This is a genomic window from Bifidobacterium sp. LH_424, from assembly GCF_056356895.1.
In genome coordinates this window covers 74826-94901 of record NZ_JBKEVC010000001.1, presented here as the reverse complement: position 1 = coordinate 94901, position 20076 = coordinate 74826, and the positions used below count along the sequence as shown (strand labels likewise).

16 protein-coding genes are annotated in these 20076 nt (G+C 67.0%); 7 read left to right on the top strand and 9 right to left on the bottom strand.

All coding sequences use genetic code 11. The features are described 5' to 3' along the window. Nucleotides 1-4 precede the first annotated feature (4 nt). On the top strand, nt 5-2014 hold the full coding sequence (locus AC1AYP_RS00310; protein ID WP_476502626.1) for a phosphotransferase: 2010 nt from the start codon (nt 5-7) through the stop codon (nt 2012-2014). Between the two features lie 101 nt (nt 2015-2115). Further along, nucleotides 2116-2340 (top strand): DUF3107 domain-containing protein, encoded by a 225-nt coding sequence (locus AC1AYP_RS00305; protein WP_034530082.1) that lies wholly within the window; start codon nt 2116-2118, stop codon nt 2338-2340. Nucleotides 2341-2366: 26 nt separating this feature from the next. On the opposite strand, the gene AC1AYP_RS00300 is transcribed toward AC1AYP_RS00305, so the two are convergent. Beyond that, entirely contained in the window at nt 2367-3251 is an 885-nt protein-coding gene (locus AC1AYP_RS00300; protein WP_476502589.1) for a PHP domain-containing protein, read from the bottom strand. Nucleotides 3252-3379: 128 nt separating this feature from the next. Here AC1AYP_RS00300 and AC1AYP_RS00295 point away from each other — a divergent pair, with 128 nt between their 5' ends. Both AC1AYP_RS00295 and AC1AYP_RS00290 read left to right on the top strand, forming a co-directional pair. Continuing rightward, nucleotides 3380-4291: an SPFH domain-containing protein gene (locus AC1AYP_RS00295; RefSeq protein ID WP_476502588.1), complete on the top strand. Its 912-nt coding sequence runs from the start codon at nt 3380-3382 to the stop codon at nt 4289-4291. Between the two features lie 36 nt (nt 4292-4327). After that, nucleotides 4328-5314: a D-2-hydroxyacid dehydrogenase gene (locus AC1AYP_RS00290; protein WP_476502587.1), complete on the top strand. Its 987-nt coding sequence runs from the start codon at nt 4328-4330 to the stop codon at nt 5312-5314. Between the two features lie 55 nt (nt 5315-5369). Here the strand turns inward: AC1AYP_RS00290 and AC1AYP_RS00285 are convergent, their stop codons facing one another. Next, nucleotides 5370-6221 carry a patatin-like phospholipase family protein gene (locus tag AC1AYP_RS00285; RefSeq protein ID WP_476502586.1) on the bottom strand — a complete coding sequence of 284 codons (852 nt, stop codon included), beginning with the start codon at nt 6219-6221 and terminating at the stop codon, nt 5370-5372. Between the two features lie 140 nt (nt 6222-6361). Continuing rightward, the gene (murI, locus tag AC1AYP_RS00280; RefSeq protein WP_476502585.1) at nt 6362-7156 is read right to left on the bottom strand and encodes a glutamate racemase; all 795 of its coding nucleotides are present in this window, start codon (nt 7154-7156) and stop codon (nt 6362-6364) included. A 165-nt stretch (nt 7157-7321) separates the two neighbouring features. On the opposite strand from murI, the gene dapF reads away from it, so the two are divergent. After that, the gene (dapF, locus tag AC1AYP_RS00275; protein WP_476502584.1) at nt 7322-8218 is read left to right on the top strand and encodes a diaminopimelate epimerase; all 897 of its coding nucleotides are present in this window, start codon (nt 7322-7324) and stop codon (nt 8216-8218) included. A 130-nt stretch (nt 8219-8348) separates the two neighbouring features. Next, nucleotides 8349-9065, top strand: coding sequence for a vitamin K epoxide reductase family protein (locus AC1AYP_RS00270; RefSeq protein WP_476502625.1), 717 nt, complete (start codon nt 8349-8351; stop codon nt 9063-9065). Nucleotides 9066-9367: 302 nt separating this feature from the next. Here the strand turns inward: AC1AYP_RS00270 and AC1AYP_RS00265 are convergent, their stop codons facing one another. The 4 genes from AC1AYP_RS00265 to AC1AYP_RS00250 all read right to left on the bottom strand — a co-directional run bounded on the left by AC1AYP_RS00265 (nt 9368) and on the right by AC1AYP_RS00250 (nt 16494). Further along, the gene (locus AC1AYP_RS00265; protein WP_476502583.1) at nt 9368-11383 is read right to left on the bottom strand and encodes an ABC transporter ATP-binding protein; all 2016 of its coding nucleotides are present in this window, start codon (nt 11381-11383) and stop codon (nt 9368-9370) included. Beyond that, nucleotides 11380-13245 (bottom strand): ABC transporter ATP-binding protein, encoded by a 1866-nt coding sequence (locus AC1AYP_RS00260; RefSeq protein ID WP_476502624.1) that lies wholly within the window; start codon nt 13243-13245, stop codon nt 11380-11382. The genes AC1AYP_RS00265 and AC1AYP_RS00260 overlap by 4 nt, the downstream gene beginning before the upstream one ends. Before the next feature lie 59 nt (nt 13246-13304). Continuing rightward, nucleotides 13305-13889 carry a MarR family winged helix-turn-helix transcriptional regulator gene (locus tag AC1AYP_RS00255; RefSeq protein WP_476502582.1) on the bottom strand — a complete coding sequence of 195 codons (585 nt, stop codon included), beginning with the start codon at nt 13887-13889 and terminating at the stop codon, nt 13305-13307. A gap of 358 nt (nt 13890-14247) precedes the next feature. Next, nucleotides 14248-16494, bottom strand: coding sequence for an exo-alpha-(1->6)-L-arabinopyranosidase (locus AC1AYP_RS00250; protein WP_476546460.1), 2247 nt, complete (start codon nt 16492-16494; stop codon nt 14248-14250). A 205-nt stretch (nt 16495-16699) separates the two neighbouring features. On the opposite strand from AC1AYP_RS00250, the gene AC1AYP_RS00245 reads away from it, so the two are divergent. Beyond that, nucleotides 16700-17290, top strand: coding sequence for a TetR/AcrR family transcriptional regulator (locus AC1AYP_RS00245; RefSeq protein ID WP_476546459.1), 591 nt, complete (start codon nt 16700-16702; stop codon nt 17288-17290). 44 nt (nt 17291-17334) lie between these two features. Here the strand turns inward: AC1AYP_RS00245 and AC1AYP_RS00240 are convergent, their stop codons facing one another. Both AC1AYP_RS00240 and AC1AYP_RS00235 read right to left on the bottom strand, forming a co-directional pair. Continuing rightward, nucleotides 17335-18570 carry a glycoside hydrolase family 5 protein gene (locus AC1AYP_RS00240; protein WP_476546458.1) on the bottom strand — a complete coding sequence of 412 codons (1236 nt, stop codon included), beginning with the start codon at nt 18568-18570 and terminating at the stop codon, nt 17335-17337. A gap of 103 nt (nt 18571-18673) precedes the next feature. Further along, nucleotides 18674-19951, bottom strand: coding sequence for a glutamate-cysteine ligase family protein (locus AC1AYP_RS00235; RefSeq protein WP_476502578.1), 1278 nt, complete (start codon nt 19949-19951; stop codon nt 18674-18676). Nucleotides 19952-20076 lie beyond the last annotated feature (125 nt).

Sequence of the window (20076 nt, the reverse complement as noted above, 5' to 3'; positions counted from 1 at the left end):
ACTGATGCTGGCGGCCCTCACCTCCGCCGCCCTGCCGTCCGTCGTCGTGGCCGGCGTCTTCCCGGGGATGACGCATGCGGACGGCGTCGACCAGGCGCAGGTGCGTGACGTGACCGGCAAGACGTACGACGTCTACGCCTCCAACACCGAGGAGGGGCGGCGGAAGCTCGCGGCGAGGGTCAAGGCGGCGAGGACGCTGGCCGAGGCCCGCGATCCGGGCGGGCTGGGCTTCGCGCTCGACCGCGTGCTCGGCTTCGCGCCCGGCACGGACCCGCAGGGCGCCACCGGCGACACGGCCGTCATGGTGGCGATGCATCAGGACGGCGTCGAACGCGACCTCAACTTCCTCACCTTGGACGACTGCGCCGCGATGGGCACGGCGATCGGCGCGATCCACCGGCTCAACCCGTCGTTCCTCGGCCCCGCCGGGTACCCGGCGTATGCCACCGGGCAGATCCGCGCGCAGCTGACCGCGTGGATCGCACGCCTGAAGAACGCGGGCCATGTGCCGCCGGAGATCACCTCCAGCTGGTCGAAGATCATGGAGACCGAGGGCCTGTGGTCGTTCAACACGTGCATGGTGCACGGCGGCTTCGAGGACGGCGACGTGCGCTTCAGCGGGTCGACGATCACCGCGATCAACAACTGGCAGAACATGCAGGTGAACGATCCGGCGCGCGACCTGGCGTGGATCTTCTCCAAGCTCGACGAGGCCCACCGCAACGCGGTGCTCACCGCGTACGGCCGCATGATGGGCAACCGTCTCGACGGGCTCATCATGCTGCGCGCGAACCTGTGGGTGCAGATGGAGCAGGTCGGCGACTTCATCCAGGCGGTCAAACGCGCCGACTCGCAGCAGATCATCCGGTTCAAGGCGCAGGTGGACCGTCTCGCGCACCAGCTGTCGCTCGCCGCGCGCGCCGCCGAGCCGAAGCCGGCGTCGTACCGTCCGGGCGCCCGCCGCGCCGGCGCGCCGGCGGTGGACGAGGGACGGGAGAAGCCGCCGTCGACGATCACCGTGGGCACGCTGCTCGAGGCCGGCGAGCGCCGCCGAGCCGCCGCCGAGACGGCCGCGGCCGCGACGCGCGCCACGGCGGGCGAGACGGACAGCACTGGTTCGGCCGATATCGTCGCCGCCGGCGAATACGCGCCGGGCGGCGCGGACGCGGACGACACGTCGCGCACGCCGATCAGGTCGGCGGGGGCGTATGCGCCGGCCGGCGCGGACGGCTCCGACTCGTCGGCCACGATCGCGCTGCGGCAGGGGCCTCAGGGTCCCGTGAGCGGAAACGCGGACGCGAGCGCGAATGTGACGGATGCGGACTCCACGGCGACCGAGACCTCGAACGACGGACGCCGCACCGTGGGCGGCATGCAGATGCCCCCCACGATCGCGCCGATCAATCCGCTCTCCCGCACGGCGACGCCGGGGGCGGCCGCCGTGCACGTGGACGGGCCCCACGACGAGGCTCACGCTGACGGGGCGTATGAGCCGCCGGCGGACACGTCCGCGACCGTCGTGATCCCGCTGCTCGAACGTGAGGAGCGTGCGCTGCGCGACGCTCGCGCGGGACTCGAGCTCGAGGATGCGACCTCCGACGACGCGCCGCAGGCGGACGGCGAATACGTCCCGCCCGCGGCCGACGGGACGCCGCGGATCGTGGCGGAGCCGGAGGAGACGGACGACGCCGGCCTTGGTTCCGGCACCGGCGACGGCGAGGACGCCGACGAGGCGATCGACGACACGCCGTCGGTGACGCCGATGGTCGTGGCTGCGCCGTCGGTCGCGATGGTCGCCTCCACCGGCATGGTGGCCGCCGGCGAGGCGCGGGACGCCGAGCCGACGGGCGAAACGGATGAAGCCGAACCGGGCAACGGCGAAACGAATGAAGCCGAGACGTCCGAAGCCGAATCATCCGAGGCCGCCGGCGAACCGGATGACGAACCCGACGACGACACCGGCGAGGCCGTCACCGTGCCCGACGAGGCGCGGGACGCCACGCCGACGGCGTAATCACGCCCGTCCGCCGCGTCATGCCGCGGCGGACGGGCACAATGGAACATCGACGACCACAATCGCACACGAATCACACGAATCACACACAAAGGAGCAACATGGACATCGAACTGGGCATCCGCAACGTGGCGCGCACCGTCACCTTCAGCACCGAGGATTCCGCCGACCAGGTGAACGAGACCATCGCCAAGGCGCTGGACGCGCACCAGCCTGTCGTCCTCACCGACGACAAGGGCCGCCGCATCATCGTGCCGGCCGACGCGCTCGGCTATGCGATCGTCGGCTCGGAGACCAAGCACGCCGTCGGTTTCGGCGCGCTGTGACCGTGTGACCGGACGCGGCGCGGTCCTTACCGCCACAGGGGGATCGCGCCGCGTTCGACGATGCGGCGCACCGTCGCCTCGTCGGTGAGGTTCTCCCCCAGCAGGTTCGGTTTGCCGGCGCCATGCCAGTCCGAACCGCCCGTGACGAGCAGCCCGTGCGCGTTCGCGATGGCGAGCAGGCGTGCGCGCTGTTCGGGCGGGTTGCCGCGATGCCACACCTCGAGCCCGTCGAGTCCCTCTCCGATGAGCCGTTCGATCTGCTCGTCGGAGAGCAGCCGACGGTTGCGGCTCAGATCGCCCGCATGCGCGATGACGACCACGCCGCCCGCCTCGTTCACCGCACGCACCACCTCGTGCGTGGTCGGCGAAGGCGTGGGGATGTAGTACTTCGAATCGGCGCTCACCGCGTCGGCGAACGCCTCCGAACGGTTCGCGTACACGCCGGCCGCCACCAGCGCGTCGGCGATGTGCGGGCGGCCCACCGTCGTCCGGCCGCCCTCCTTGACCTGCGCCATCACCGACTCCCAGCTGATCGGATAGTCCTCGGCGAGACGCGCGACCATGCGTTCGGTGCGCTTGAGCCGGGCCTCGCGCGTCGCCGCGAACAGGCGCGTGATGTGCAGGTTGCGCGGATCGTACTGGTAGGCGAGCATGTGCACCGACACGTCCTCGTCGCACGCGGTGATCTCGCTGCCGCGCAGCAGCGGCAGCCCCTGCGCCTTCGCCGCCTTCTGGGCGCTCTCCCAGCCCGCCGTCGTGTCGTGATCGGTGATGGCGACGCCGACAAGCCCCCGCTCCCCCGCCTCGGCGAGCATCTCGGCGGGCGTGCGCGTGCCGTCGGAGAACACGGTGTGGCAGTGAAGATCCCATCCCTGCTTCGGTGGTTCGGTGGGCGCAACGTATCCAGTCATACGTTCTATCGTAACCCGGGCCCGGAGGCCTCCCGCACATCGACGTGCCCGCGCCGCGCTGGTAGAATCGACGGTACTGGGCCATGTGACTAACGAAGGTCACGGCACAACGGAAGGGAAAACAGAAAATGATAGGCGCGGTATTGGGAGGCGTGATCATCCCCATCGTGGTGGTCGTACTCGTCCTCGTGTTCTCGTCCATCTTCATCGTCCCGCAGCAGCAGGCGTACATCATCGAACGGTTCGGCAAATTCCAGTCGGTGCAGTTCGCCGGCATCCACATCCGCATCCCGTTCGTCGACCGCATCGCGATGAAGACGAACATGCGCGTCAACCAGCTCAACGTGCAGCTGGAGACCAAGACGCTCGACAACGTGTTCGTCACCGTCGTCGCATCCACGCAGTTCCGCGTCAACGCGCAGAACGTGGCCACCGCCTACTACGAGCTGCGCGACCCGGCCGGCCAGCTGCGCTCCTACATGGAGGACGCGCTGCGTTCCGCCATCCCCGCGTTGACCCTCGACGACGCGTTCGCCCGCAAGGACGACGTCGCGTTCGACGTGCAGAAGACCGTCGGCAACGAGATGAGCCGCTTCGGCTTCACCGTCGTCAAGACGCTCATCACCGCCATCGACCCCTCGCCGCAGGTGAAGAACGCGATGGATTCGATCAACGCCGCCCAGCGCGAGAAGGAGGCGACGCGCCAGCGCGCCGAGGCGCAGCGCATCCAGATCGAGACGCAGGCCGCCGCCGAAGCCGAGAAGACGCGCCTGCAGGGCGAAGGCCAGGCGAACTACCGCCGCGAGATCGCCAACGGCATCGTCGACCAGATCAAGAGCCTGCAGGCCGTGGGCATGAACATCAACGACGTGAACAACGTGGTTCTGTTCAACCAGTACCTCGACGTGATGCGCTCGCTCTCCGAATCCAGCAACGCGAAGACCGTGGTGCTGCCCGCCTCCACGCCCGGCGGCTACCAGGACCTCTACGAGCAGGTCACCAAGGCCATGCTCACCGCCTCCGAGACGCAAGGCAAGTAGGAAAGCCGACGGACCTGCGATGCCTACAATGACGGTATGAGCGAAAGCACCGAATCCGCGAAGACCATCATCAACTGCCTGCCGCTCAGCGACGCCGAACGGCAGGCTTTCATATCCGCCGCGCCCGGCGTGCGCCAGGAGTTCGTCGGCAATCCGATCGAACGCGGCACGATGACGTGGAAGGCGCGCGTCCCCGCCGGACTGCGCCACGCCGCCACCGCCGTCATCGGCAACATCCCGCCCGCCGAGGCCCGCGACTATCCGCGGCTCGAATGGCTCCAGACATGGAGCGCCGGCGTCGACAAATACGTCGCGCCCGGCGTCCTCGCCGACGGCGTCACCGTCACCAACGCGACCGGCGCCTACGGGCAGACCGTCGGCGAACACCTGTTCGCGATGATGTGGGCGCTCATGCGCAACATCCCCGCCTACGCGCGCCAGCAGGACGAGCGTCGCTGGCACGACCTCGGCCGCGCGCTCACCCCGGCCGGCGCGACCGTCCTCGTCGTCGGCACCGGCGACATCGGCTCGCATTTCGCGCGGCTCGCCAAGGCGGTCGGCGCGCGCACGGTCGGCATCCGGCGCAACCCCGCGAAACCCGCGGACGGCATCGACGAGATGCACGGCTTCGACGAACTCGACGCGCTGCTGCCCGACGCGGACGTGGTCGCGCTCGCCGTGCCCGCCTCGCCGGACACGGACCATCTCATCGATGCACGCCGGCTCCACCTGCTCAAATCCACATGCGTGCTGCTCAACGCGGGACGCGGCAACGCCGTCGACCCGCGCGCGCTCGCCGCCGCGCTCTCCGAGGACCAGTTGCACGGCGCCGGACTCGACGTGACCGAGCCCGAACCGCTGCCGGCCTCGAGTCCGCTGTGGGACGAGCCGCACTGCCTCATCACCCCGCACGTGGCCGGCGGCAACCATCTGGAGGTCACCGAGCGGCGCATCATCGCCATCGCGTTGGAGAACGTGCGGCGCTACGCGGCCGGCGAACCGCTCGCCAACGTGCGGCGGTAGGCGACGGTAGGCGACGGAGGAGCGGTAGGCGTGAAGGCGTTCCTCGCGACCGCGTTCAGCTCGCGAGGAACGCCTTCACCGACGATTCCGCCGCCGCATACCCCTTGCGGTACATCATCTCCAGGCCCTCGAAGCTCTTCCTCAGGGTGTTGAGGCCATACAGGTCCTCCGGCGCGAGGATGAGCACGCGGCCCTCCGCCTCGTAGCGCTTCGCCAGCTCGATCTCGTCGTTGTACGTCTTGTAGCGCATGCGCAGACGCTCGGCCGCCTCCGGATACGTGCGCTCGAGGATACGCGCCGGCGCGAGGTCCTTGCGCTGCTGGCGCACCTCGTCGCGCAGACGCGACAGGATGAGGATCACGCGGTCGTAGCCGTCGTCCAGCGCCTTCTGGACCGGCACCGGATCGGCGATGCCGCCGTCGTAGTACGGCACGCCGTCCACCACGTACGGCTCGCACGCCACCGGCACCGCGGACGATGCCTTCACCGCGTCGAAATCGTCGAAGCGGATGCGCGACTTGTCGAAGTACTTGGTCGAACCGTCCTGAGCGTTGCAGGCGACCACGGTGAAGCCGGTCGGATTCGCCTCGAACGCGTCGAAGTCCACCGGATACTCGCCGTCGTGGTTGCTCAGCGTGCCGTAGATGTAGTCGAGGTTCGCGAAATTATGGTTCTTGAAGAAGCTCTCCGCGCTCGCATACTCCTTGCGGAACGCGAACTTCGTATAGAACGTGTGGTTGCGGCCGTGCTGGCGCGCGATGAACGAGGTCATGTTCGCAGCGCCCGCGGAGACGCCGTAGCACATATCCACGTCGATGCCCTCCTCGAGCATGTAGTCCATCACGCCGCATCCGAAGATCGCGCGGAAGCCGCCGCCCACGTCGATCATCGCCGTCCTGTTCGCCATGTCATTTCCCCCTTGCGTTCCGTGATCCGTCAGGCCGACACTACGCCACAAGCCGGGACATCCCCGTGGTTATTGGACAGGCGGAGCGGAACCGTCGCAACGCGGGATGGTTCCGCTCCGTCTCACGTGATTCACGCGATTCACGCGTGCAGCAGCTCGCGCGACAGCGCGGCGATGCGCTCCGACGGGTCGGAGTTCGCGAGCTCCACGCCGCCCTCCGCCGATTCCGGCGCGAGATGGCCGAGCGATTCGAGCACGACGCCCAAGTGCCGCACCGTGCCCTCGTTGCCGTCGATGACGGCCGCACGCTCGGGCAGAAGCTCGCGGAAGTAGTCGCGGTAGAACACGAAATGCGTGCAGCCGAGCACCACCGAGTCGATGCGGTCGAGGTCGTACTGGTCGAAGTAGCCGTGCAGCGTGCGCATCACCAGATCATGGTCGCCGAGCCGCCCCGATTCGACGATCTCCACCAGATCGGGGCACGGCTCCTTATAGATCTCGTTGTCCGAGTCGAAACGCTCCATCAGCTTCGCGAACTTGCGCTCGCGCAGCGTCAGCGGCGTGGCCGCCACGATCACGCGCTGCGGGATGTGATGCGGGTCGGAGGGCACGTCGCCGCGGTCGCAGGCGATCTTCAACGCCGGCTCCATGCCGATGATCGGGATGTCGTACGCCTCACGCAGATCGTTCACCGCCGCGGACGTGGCCGTGTTGCACGCGATCACCACCGCCTTGATGCCTTGTTTCACGAAGCGTTCCACGATCGCGAAGCTCAACGCCTTCACCTGTTCCGGCGATTTCACGCCGTACGGCGCGTTCGCGGAGTCGCCGAAGTAGAGGACCCGCTCGCGCGGCATGTCGCGCACGAGCTGGCGCACCACCGAGATGCCGCCCAATCCGGAATCGAACACGCCGATCGGCGCCGTCGAACTCATCGCCATCCTCCTTGCCGTTCCCATGGTTCCCGTAAGGCGTTCCGCGGTCGTTCCCGCCGGTCGTTTCCCGTCGGCGTCCGCGACGCGTCCACTGCCGTCCCAGCGTACTCGCGCATGGCGAACAGCGCGGGGCCCGGGGCCGGCGCGACGGGTATGCTGGCGTGCATGAGCATTCCGCAGCATGTCACCAAAGCGCACGCCACCGGCAACGATTTCGTCGTCTACCTCGACCGCGAGGGGCGGTTCGAACCCACCGAGGAGGAGGTGCGCTTCCTCACGGACCGTCATTTCGGCATCGGCGGCGACGGTCTCATCCGTCTCGCCCATCCGCGCGACGTGTCCGATCTGAGCGGCGAGCAGATCGCCGACTGCGAGGCGCACGGCGCTGAATGGTTCATGGACTACCGCAACGCCGACGGCTCGCTGGCGGAGATGTGCGGCAACGGCACGCGCGCCATCACCCTGTTCGCGCAGCGCGAGGGCCTGTTCGACGGCGACGTGTTCCGTCTCGGCACGCGCGCCGGCGTCAAGACCCTCACCTCGCTCGGGAAGGTCGAAGGCCTCGGCGAACACGTGTTCCGCGTCGACATGGGCGCGTGGCGGCGCGGCGAGACCGACGCGTACGAGGTCACGATTCCCGGCACGCCGGGCGCGGCCCGCGGCACGTTCGTCGACATGGGCAATCCGCACGTCGTCGCCGTCATCGAAGACGCGTTCTCCACGCTGCCGACCGTCGAGGCGCTCGACCTCGTCACGAAGCCGGTCGTCGCGCCCGTGATCGAATCCGACCAGAACGTCGAATTCGTGCGTATCGACGACATCGACGACGACGCGGACGACCTCGGCGAGGCGACGATGCGCGTCAACGAGCGTGGCTGCGGCGAGACGCTGTCGTGCGGCACCGGACTGTGCGCGACGGCGATCACGCTGCGCGCGAAGACCGGCGTCGACCATTGGCTCATCACCGTGCGCGGCGGCACGTTGCGCGTCGACGTGAGCGACACGGACGTGACGCTCACCGGCGACGCGACGATCGTCGGCGACGTGACGTTGGCGCGGTGAGTCGCGCCACGCACGACGCGATACGCACGACGATACGATACGTTCGATAAGGCATTTGATAGTCGACGACGGAAGGGGACGATGACGGATGACGGATGACACGACGACGGACGAGAGCGTGGAGGACGATATGACGACCGAGGAGGTGCGGGCGCTTGGCACCCGCGACCTGAGGCCGCACGGATGGCGGCATGGCGCGACCTGGACGTATCTGGTCGTGCTGCTCGCCTCGGCGGCGGCGCTGATCGTCTCGTTCGTGCTGAGCGCGGAGACGCTCCAGCTGGCGAGGCACCCCAAGGAGCAGCTCGGCTGCGACGTGAACGCGGTGCTCTCCTGCTCGACGGTCGCGCAATCCTGGCAGTCGGAGATTGTGAAGTTCGCCGGACTGAGCTTCCCGAACGCGTTCTTCGGCATCGCCGCGGAATCCGTGTTCGTGACGATCGCAGTGATCGGACTGGTGAGGGTTCGCGTGCCGCGCTGGTTCGCCGCGTGCACGTGGCTCGGCGGGCTGGCGGCGTTGCTGTACTCGTACTGGCTGACTTCGCAGTCGCTGTTCGTGATCAACGCGCTGTGCCCGTGGTGCCTGGCGCTCATGTTCTCCACGACGATCCAGTTCATGGCGCTGAGCCATACGACCGCCGTCGTGCAGGGGCTGCCCGGTGGCGTGCGGGCCGATGACGCCGGTGCCGTCGCTGCCGACGAGTCCGACAAGTCCGGCGCGATGTCGAAGCCGCGCGGCCTCGACACGTACTACCGGCTCAACTACGATCTCATGGTCGATTTCGTGTGGATTCTCGCGATCGTCGTCCTGATCGTCGTCAAGGACGGCGCCGCCCTGTTCATGTGACGGCGCTTTCTCCCCTCGGGAGGGGTACACCTTTCAAAGCCCGGACATCCATCTGCATTCCAAGGGGTGCCTGACGAGTGTCATCCCGGATATCGTCGCCGATATGATGCCGTCCGTACCCGGTGTAACGAGGATTGAATACCCCTCGGAAGCTGGTTACAGCTGGTCAACGACGTGGAAGTACCCCTTCCAAGCGAGAAATCCCGCCGAATCTCGGTCAAACGGAGATGAATATGCCGATGCCCGGGTGCTGGGATGAGCATGCGGTCTCATCCCAGCACCCGGGCATCGGCATATATAACTTACTCGAGTTCCACGGCTCCGGTGTAGAGCTGGTAGTACTCGCCCTTTTGGGCGATGAGCTCGTCGTGGGAGCCGCGTTCGATGATGTTGCCGTGGTCGAGCACCATGATCACGTCGGAGTTGCGCACGGTGGAGAGGCGGTGGGCGATCACGAAGACCGTGCGTCCCTTCATCAGCGCGTCCATGCCGGCCTGCACGACCTCCTCGGTGCGCGTGTCGATCGACGAGGTGGCCTCGTCGAGGATCAGCGCCGGGGAGTCGGCCACGGCGGCGCGCGCGATGGAGATGAGCTGGCGCTGGCCCTGCGACAGGCCGGAGCCGTCGCCTTCGAGCACGGTCTGGTAGCCCTGCGGCAGCATGCGGATGAAGCCATCCGCGTTCACGAGCTTCGCGGCCTCGATGCACTCCTCGTCGGTGGCGTCGAGACGGCCGTAGCGGATGTTGTCCATCACGGTGCCGGTGAACAGGTTGACGTCCTGCAGCACGATGCCAAGGGAGCGGCGCAGGTCCGGCTTCCTGATGTTCTTCACATCGATGCCGTCGTAGAGGATCTGGCCTTCCTGGATGTCGTAGAAGCGGTTGATGAGGTTGGTCACCGTGGTCTTGCCGGCGCCGGTCGCGCCGACGAGCGCCATCTTCTGGCCCGGCTTGGCGAACCAGGTGATGTCGTGCAGGACCGGCTTGGCCGGATCGTAGCCGAAGGTCACGTTGGTGAAGCGCACGTCGCCTCTGAGCAGCGTGTAGCGCCCGTCGGGCGAGGTTACGGCCTGCTCCTTGGCCTTGAGCGCGACCTCGCGGGCGGCGCCGTGCAGCTTCTCCGCGGCCTTGAGCGAGCGGGTGCCGTCGTCGCCCTCCTCGCGCTTCCACGCCCAGTGGCCGGTCTCGTGGTCGACTTCGCGCATCGTGCGGCCGTCCTCGCCGAGTTCGACGTTGACGAGCGTGACAGTGCCGGAGTCGGCCTCGACCGGCTCGTCCATCAGCTGGAAGATGCGGGAGGCGCCGGCGAGCGCCATCATCACCATGTTGAGCTGCATGGACACCTGGCCGAGCGGGTTGATGAACGAGCGGGACAGGGTGAGCAGGGAGATGAGCGTGCCGAGCGTGAGCGGACCGGCGCCGGCGAGGCCGAAGTTGCCGACTCCGGCGAGCGCCATGGCGCCGCCGACGATGGCGAGGAGGATGTAGAGCATGTAGCCCATGTTGCCGACGACGGGCATGGTGACATTGCCCCACGTGTTCGCCTCGGCGGACGCTTCGAACAGCTCCTCGTTCTTCTCGTCGAAGGTCTTCTGGGTGTCGGGCTCGTGGTTGAAGACCTTGATGACCTTCTGGCCGTTGACGGATTCCTCGACGAACGCGTTGACGTCGCCGATCCAGTACTGCTGCTTGACGAAGTAGCGGCCTGCGCGGCCGACGATCTTGCGCACGACGAAGTAGAGTCCGACGGTGAACAGCAGCACGAACGCGGTGATCGGCACGCTCAGCCACAGCATGGAGACGATCGCGGCGAGCGCGGAGATGCCGGCGGCGAACATCTGCGGGAACGACTGGCTGATGGCCTGGCGCAGCGTGTCGGTATCGTTCGTGTAGTGGCTCATGATGTCGCCGTGCTCGTTGGTGTCGAAGTAGCGGATCGGCAGCCACTGCTGGTGGGCGAACATATCGTCGCGGATCTTCTTGAGCACGCCTTGCTCGACGGTGACGATGAGCCACTGCCACAGCCAGCTGGCGACGATGCCGGCCACGTACAGGCATCCCATGAGGGTGATGGCGCGGATCAGCGGTCCCCAGTCGGGGTCGGTCGCGCCGACCATCGGCAGGATGTACGTGTCGATGAGGGACTGGAGGAAGAGGGCGGAGCCGGCCTGGGCGGCGGCGCCGACGAGGATGCAGGCGACGATGGCGATGACGCGCCACCGGTAGGCCATGATGTAGCCGAAGATGCGCTTGGTGGTGCCGGGGGCGGGCTTGCGCATCGCGGGCTTGCGGTTCTGCGCGGTCTGCTTGTCGCTCATCGGTTCTCTCCTTCCTGTTCGGCCTGCTGCATGTGCTCGGCGCGTTGGGCCGCCTCGCGTTCGAGCTCGGCCTGGCCGGCGGCGGTGTTGCGGGTCTGCGATTCGTAGATGGACCGGTATTCGTCGCAGGTTTCGAGCAGTTCGTCGTGCGTGCCCTTGGCCATGATGCGACCGTTGTCCATGACGAGGATCACGTCGGATTCCTGCACGGAGGCGATGCGCTGGGCGATGATGATCTTCGTGGTGTCGGGGATCTCGTGGTGGAACGCCTCGCGGATCAGCTTGTCGGTCTTCGTGTCGACGGCGCTGGTGGAGTCGTCGAGGATGAGGATCTTCGGCTTCTTGAGCAACGCGCGGGCGATGCACAGGCGCTGCCTCTGGCCGCCGGACACGTTGGTGCCGCCCTGTTCGATGTGCGTGTCGTATTTGTCGGGGAATTCCTGGATGAAGCCGTCGGCCTGCGCGAGCTTGCAGGCGTGGCGGATCTGGTCGTCGGTGGCGTCGGGGTCGCCCCAGCGCAGGTTCTCGGCGATGGTGCCGGAGAACAGCACGTTCTTCTGAAGCACCATGGCGACCTGGTCGCGCAGGGTGACGAGGTCGTAGTCGCGCACGTCGCGGCCGCCGACCTTGAGCGAGCCCTGGCTCACGTCGTAGAGGCGGGGCACGAGCTGCACGAGGCTTGACTTGGCGGAGCCGGTGCCGCCGACGATGCCGACGGTCATGCCGGAGGCGATCTTCAGGTCGATGTCGTCGAGCACGGGCTTCTCGGAGGACGCGGAGTAGCGGAAGGTGACGTGGTCGAATTCGATGGAGCCGTCCTTGACGTCCATGACCGGATGCTCCGGGTCGGTGACGGTGCTCTCCTCCTGCAGCACCTGGCAGATGCGTTCGGCGGAGGCCTGGGAGATGATGCACATGACGAAGATCATGGAGAGCATCATCATGGCCATGAGGATCTGCATCGCGTAGGTGACGAGGGCGGTGAGGTCGCCGGTGGTGAGTCCCAGCGCCGCGTTGTTGCCGGAGGCGACGATCTGCTGCGCGCCCATCCAGGAGATCATGATCATCGAGGCGTAGATGCAGAACATCATGATCGGGCTGTTGAAGCTCATGATGCGCTCGGCCTTGGTGAAGTCCTTGAAGATGCGCTGGGAGATGCGGCCGAACTTGCCGATCTCGTAGGATTCGCGGTCGTACGACTTGACGACGCGGATGCCCTGCAGGTTCTCGTCGACGACGTTGTTGAGCGCGTCGTACGTGTGGAACACGCGCTCGAACACCGGGTGGACGAGCACCGCGAGGCCGCACAGGCCGATCGCGAGGATCGGCACGCAGGCGAGGAACACGAGCGAGATGGACGGTGAGATGCGGAACGAGAAGATCCACGCGACGACGACCATGATCGGGGCGCGCACGCCCATGCGGACCATCATGCCGTAGGCCATCTGCAGGTTGGTCACGTCGGTGGTCAGGCGCGTGATGATCGAGCCGGTGGAGAACCGGTCGATGTTGGTGAAGCTGAACGCCTGCACCTTCTCGAACTGGTCGCGGCGCAGGTTCTTCGCGAATCCGGCGGCGGCGATGGCCGCGTACTTGCCGGCGAGGAAGCCGCAGGCGAGCGACACCAGCGAGCACAGCAGCAGGATGAGGCCGAACTTGACGATGGCGTTCATGTTCCCGCCGGTGATGCCCTGGTCGATCAGGGAGGCCATGACGGTGGGGATGACGATCTCCAGGATGGCTTCGATGAACACGAATAGCGGTGCCAGCCAGCTTTCCTTCGTGTATTCGCGCATCGATCCGGCCAGCGTGTGGATGATGTGTTTCGGCCGGTCGGGTTCGACGGTCTTGCGCGATGCCATGATGGCCGCCTCGGTGGCGGTCAGGCCGTCCGCGTCGCGTGTCGCGGTCGTGTTGTCGCTCATGCGTTCTCCTCCTTCGTATCGTCCGTGTCGTTCGCGTCACCGGTCCCCTCGACCGGGACGTCATCGGGGTCGCCGGGGTCGCCGGCGAGGTCCCCGCATGGCTCACCGACCGGGGCGCCGGCGGCCGACCGTTCCTCGAACTCGCGTTGCGCCGCGTCCACGTTCGCGCGCATGCGCAGCACGTAGTCCATGAGGGCGGCCCGCTCCTCGTCGGTGAATCCCTCCACCAGTCGGTGTTCCATCCTTTCGCCGTTCGCCGAGAGGCAGGCGACGATGGAGTCGGCCTTGGCGGTGAGCACGATCTTCTTGAGTCGTGCGTCATGCGCCACCGACTCGCGGGCGATGAGGCCCTTCTTCTCCATCAGCGCGAGCACGCGCGAGGCGGTGGACCGCGTGATGCAGAACTTGCGTTCGATGGTGTGCTGGTAGATGTCCTTGTCGCGGTTGCGGGCGAGGAACATGATGATGCGGGCGTTGCCGCCCGTGGCGATGCGCGCCGATTCGGGCATCGTCTCGCCGAGATGGCGGTTGATCGCCTTGACCAGCGCCCTCAGCTCGAAGCTGAGGATGTGACTGTCCATAACTCATCCACCTTCGTTTCCGGACATGGTCGGACATGCGTTTTGTTGCATATGCAACCATCTTGCATGGTGCGATAGTAATACGTCCCGCATACAACAGTTGCAGATGCAACAATCGGCGTGTCGTATGTCACATGATGGCGAAAGCCCCCTCAGTCGAGGGGGCTTTCGGACGGCAGTCGACTCGAGGTGAGCACGGAAGGGTGGGCTTCACATATCTCCCCAGTCGGGATGACCGCGCTTCACTGGTCTCTCCCCCAGTCGGCTTCGCCGACAGCCCCCTCGTCTGAGGGGGCCATGAACAGGCCGGCGACTCCGTGCCGGAGGGGCCACGGAGAGGCCACGGAGAGGCCGACGGCTACTTCGTGAGCTTGGCGTATTCGGCGAGCATGAAGGCGGTGATGCGCCGGCCGCCGTCGCTCATCAGCATCGGCATCGAGTTGATGGGCATGGACTTGAGGAAGATGCGCATCATGGCATTGTCGGGCAGCTTCGGCAGCGCACCCGATTCACCGGCGGCCTCGACCGCCGCGACGACCTTCGCGCCGACCGGGTCCGCCTCCCATTCGCCGTAGGTGGACCATTCGTCGAGCGGCAGCGACTTGCCGTCGCCCTCCAGGTCGACCGCGACGGTGGCGGCGATGTCGCGGCTGGACGTACCGACCTCGATGCCGTATGCGCCGGCCTCGATGTGCCAGTCGCCGTATTTCTCGGACCAGTAGGCGAAGGCGCGCTCGTCGAGGTCGAACGTCACGGTCTTCGACTCGCCCGCCTTGAGGAACACCTTGACGAAGCCCTTGAGTTCGTGGGCCGGGCGGGCCACGTCGGCTTTGCCGGGGGCGACGTACACCTGCACGGTCTCGGCGCCGTCCACGTCGGAGACGTTGGCGACGGTGGCGGTGACGGACGCAGTGTTGGCGCCGGTCTTCTCCGCGTGGACGTCGGAGATCTCGAACTTGGCGTAGCTCAGGCCGTAGCCGAACGGGTAGTCGACGGCGACATCGTAGGTGTCGTAGTAGCGGTAGCCGACGAACACGCCCTCGCCGTAGTCGACGTGGCCCTCCTCGCCCGGCCAGTTGACCATGCTCGGGTCGTCGTTGATATCCAGCGGAATGGATTGGGCGAGCTTGCCGGAGGGGCTCGTCTCGCCGAAGATCACGTCGGCGAGCGCGGGACCGCCGGCCTGGCCGAGCAGCCAGGATTCGAGGATGCCTTTGGCATGGCCGGCCCACGGGGCGACGGAGACGACGGATCCGTTGGACAGCACGACGGCCACGTTCGGGTTGACGGCGGCGATTTTGGCGAGCAGTTCGGTCTGCTTGGCGGGCAGGTCGAGGGTCTCGCGGTCGAAGCCTTCGGATTCGGCGGCCTCGGGCAGGCCCAGGAACAGAAGCGCCACGTCGGCGCCCCGGGCGGTTTCGACGGCTTCGAGTTCGAGGGCAGAATCGGCGGGTTCGAGGTCGAGCGTGAAGCCGGGGGCGAAGTCGGTTTCGATGCCGCGTGCAGCGAGCGTGTCGAGGAACGAGGTCATCTTCGTGGGGGTGATGTGGGAGGAGCCGCCGCCCTGGTAGCGCGGGGTGCGGGCGAATTCGCCGATGACGGCGATCCTCGAATCCTTCTTCAGCGGCAGGATCGCATCCTCGTTCCTGAGCAGGACCATCGATTCGACGGCGGCCTGGTGGGCCACCTCGTCGTGGGCGTCGACGTCGAAGAGGTAGCCGTCGGCGCTCATGGCGGCGCGGGCCTTGTCGGTCAGGTCGATCATGCCCTGGGCCATGCGGTCGAGCTGGGCGGGGTCGATGCGGCCGTCGCGGGCCGCGTAGACGATCTCGTCGTCGGTGCCGCTCGGTGGCATTTCGAGGTTGAGGCCGGCGTTGAGGGAGGCGACGCGGTCGTGATCGGCGCCCCAGTCGGACATGACGATGCCCTTGAATCCCCATTCGTCGCGCAGCACGTCGGTGAGCAGCCAATGGTTCTGGGCGGAGTGGACGCCGTTGACGCGGTTGTAGGAGCACATGATGGTCCACGGCTGGGCGGTCTTGACGATGTGTTCGAAGGCCGGCAGGTAGATCTCGCGCAGGGCGCGCTGGGAGACGCGCGCGTCGACGCGCAGGCGGTCGGTCTCCTGGTTGTTGACGGCGAAGTGCTTGAGCGACGTGCCCACGCCCTTGGACTGCACACCTTCGACGATGCCGACGGCCTCATGGCCGGCGAGGTACGGGTCTTCGCTCCAGTATTCGAAGCAACGGCCGCCGAGCGGGTTGCGCTTGATGTTGACGCCGGGTCCGAGGATCACGGCGACCTTCTCCTGGATGCACTCCTCACCCATGGCCTCGCCGACCTTGCGGACGAGCGAGGGGTTCCACGAGCTGGACAGGCCGGCGGCCGGCGGGAAGCAGGTGGCGGGCACGGAGTCGTCGAGATCGGTCTCGCCGGTGCTGGTGGCGAGGGATTTGCGCAATCCGTGCGGACCGTCGGTGATCATGTAGCCGGGGATGCCCTTGGCTTCGACGCCCTGCAGATGCCAGGCGTCGCCGCCGGAGGTGAGGGAGGCCTTCTCCTCCAGCGTCAGATCCTTGACGGACGGGTGGGTGTGCTCGCTCATGACGTGTGCCTCTTTCCTTGAGTTCCTTTGCGTGTTCCGTTGAGTCATGCGGCCGGCCCGTTCCGGTGCGGTCCCCCGGCCCTCATCCATGAACCCCAAGCGAACCACTCACAACCAACCGGTTGGTAGGTAGATTATCAAAACACCGCCCACAACACGCCGGAATCATTTGAAATACCAACCAACCGACCGTATGGTACATACCATGACCACCAACGACCTCACCGACGACACCGACCGCCGTCATTCCATCCTCGAAGCGACCACGCTGTCCTTCGGGCGCTTCGGCTACTACGGCACGTCGATCCAGCGCATCGCCACCGCCGTCGGACTCACCAAGGCCGGCGTGCTGCACTACGTGGGCAGCAAGGAGGGACTGCTCCATCTCGCGCTCACCGACGAGTACGACCGTGCGGGAGACCTGATCATGGCCGACATGATCGCCATGGACCGCCCGCTCATCGCCGAGATGTGGCGTCGGATCGTCGCGCTCAACAGCACCCGCCCCGATCAGGTGCACATGTTCTCCACGCTGAGCGCCGAGGCCCTCGACCCGAAGCATCCGGCGCACGATTATTTCGCCGACCGCGAGCGCCGTACCGTGGCGAACGCGCTCAACATCCGCTGGTCGGTGCCGGACGGCGTGGACGTGGCGCATGTGCTCGAAGCCGGTTTCGCGATGATGGACGGCGTCCAGCTGCGTTGGCTGCGCACCCCCGGCCGTGACCTCAACGCGATGTGGGCCGACTGCGAGGACGCCCTGCTCCCCTCACCCCTCTGGGACGGCTACCGCTGAGCCGGCCCGCCATCACTACAGCATCACCACAGCATCATCGCGCGTCACTCCATCCATCCCGCGTGCCACACGTGCGTCAGATCCCACGGGTCGAGACGCGAGTCGTCCGTCACCGTGCCGTCGCCGCCGACCGGCGCGAGACGATCAAGCCGGCCGGTCGCGTCGCGGCCGCCGCGCAGACGATAACTCCAGTAGACCTGGCCGGCGGAGACGTCCCATGCGTCACGCTGCATCGCGGCGACCGCGCGGTAGACGTCGCGGCGCCGCGCAGCGGGCGACGGGACGCCGTCGTCCGCGCGCGAAACGCCGCCACCGGACGCGCCGCACCTCCCCCGCTCCCCCACGCGCGCCGCGAGCCGGTTAGCGACGCACCATTCGCCGACCATGACCGGCGTGAACCGCGCGGCGCGGCGGATGCGGCGCTCGTGCCACGCCGTGAACAGCCGGTACCAGCGTATGAGCCACGCGGCCGGCAACCTGCGGAACAGCGCCTCGGGCCGTTCCGACATGACGAGATAGACGTGCGTGTCGAGGCAGACGCCCCGCATGCCCTCACGCGCGAACCAGCCGCGCCACCGGCCGAGCCGGAACCCGTCGTGGAACACGATGACGGGACCGTCGCCGAGTATCGGGCGCAGACGCCGGTACGCCGCACGATAGAACCGTTTGAGGAAGCGCATCGGGATGTGCCCGCTTCCCCGCGCCTCACGCGGGTCCTTCGCGCGTGAGCTCGACGGCGACGTGAGGTAGGTGAGCCAATCGACCGGCTCGTTGAGCACTTCGATGCCGTACAGCGCGGGACGGTCGCGGTAACGGCGCGCGAGACGCGCGAGCACGTCCAGCGCGAACGCGACCTGCCGCGCGCTCCTGTGCCAGCGGACGACGCCGGTCAGGCCGCCGTTGTCGAAGCCGTTCTGCGAGCCGGGTACGGTGTGCAGGTCGATGAGCACCTTGAGTCCGGCACGTTCCGCCCAGTCGAACGCGCGGTCGAGATAGTCGATGCAGCCGGGATGACCGGGCACGTCGCCGAAGATGAAATACGGCACGGGGATGCGCACGAGGTTCAGGCCATGCGAGGCGATGGCGTGGAAATCGGCTTCGGTGACGTACGTGTCGCGATGACGGCGCAGCAGACGCTCCAGTTCGGACCGATCGGCCGTCCGATGCAGCCAGATCTCGTCCTCCTCGCCGCTCGCGCGGAACAGGCCGGGCGTCATCCATTGTTCCAGCACCAGCCAGCCGCCGAGGTTCACGCCGTCGATGCGCCCGATGCGTGTCATCCCGTCACCGTTGCGCGTTCTCCCATCCCGTCCCGCCGAATCCGCCGAAAACGCCGCCGCCCGCCCCGGCATGGGCCGGAACGGGCGGAAAACGGCGAATGGATCAACGCTGGAACACATCCGGGTGCTTCGGGTCGCCGGGGATGTCCTCGAGCAGGCCTTCGAGGCCAAGGAACTCGCGCCAGAAGTCGAGCGGCTGGCCGTACGGTGCGGATTCGCGGCCGTGCGCCTGAATGTTGGCCTTGGCCTCGAACACGTCCTCCTCGGTGAGCCCGTCGAAGTAGCTTTCGATGCGGATGCGGTTGGCCGGCACGTAGTACAGGGAGGCGATGATCTCCGTGAGGCGTTCGGCGCGCTCGATCGGCAGCGAATCCCAATGGCGGAACTCGATGAAGTTCTTGAGGCGCACGTCGTTGAAGTGCGTGGAGATGATGTGGTTGATCTCGTACGCGTTGAGCTCGCGGTCCGGGTACACGTCGCCCGCGTTCTCGCGGAAGGCGGCGCGGTGCAGTTCCTTGCGGCTCAGACCGGATTCGACCGCCTCGGGCGTGTGCGTCAGATCGGCGAACATGAGCGGCGTGGACAGCACGTCCACCGCGTAGTCCTCCCACGTGAACCGGCGGTCATACAGGCCGGGAATCACGTTGGTGCGCTGGAAGTCGAGGTAGTCCCACATGCGCTGGCGCAGCAGCGGGTACGGGTTGACGCGGCCCTCGAAGTACGGGGTGTTGCGGAAGAACCAGGCGAGGATCGGACCGATGGCGGTGCCGACGCGCATCTTGTCGATGGCGTCCTGCTCGTCGACGAAGTCGATGCTCACCTGCGTGGAGGCGGAGCAGCGCATCATGCACGGGCCGAACTGGCCGACGCGGCCGAGATAGTCGGTCATCGCGTCGTAGCGGTCCTTCGGGTTGACGGGGACGTCCGCATAGCTCGACTTCGGCTGGTAGCCGTAGTTGACGAGGCGGAAGCCCAGCTCGTCGAGGATCGGATCGGCCTCGCGGCGGAACTGGCCGTACAGCTGGTTGAGGTCGGCGGGCTCCTTGAGGATGCCGATCGAGGTCTCGACCTGGCCGCCCGGTTCAAGCGAGACGGAGACGCCCTTGCGGCCGAGCCCCACCAGATGCCCGTTCTCCCAGTACTCCTTGCTTTCGTCGTAGTACGGGGCGAGACGTTTGAGCAGCGCCTCGATGCCGTTCTCCTCGTAGTAGGTCACGGCGGTGTCGTCGGAATTATGCACCGGCAGGTGCTCGATCTCGACGCCGAAACCACCGGTGCCTCGCTTGGAGCATCCGGCCTCGAAGAACTTCAGGAGGCTCTCGACATGCTTCGGATTGGGCTTGGCGAGCAGATGCGCATAGCTGATTCTGGGAGTAACCATAAGGGGTATCGTAGGCGAGCCGCCCTACACGCCCCGCCGCGCGCCCGTGATTCGGCTATATGAAAAACCGATAGCGGGCGCGCTGCGTGGGCGGACGGCGGCCGAACCGACTGTCGGCCCCGACC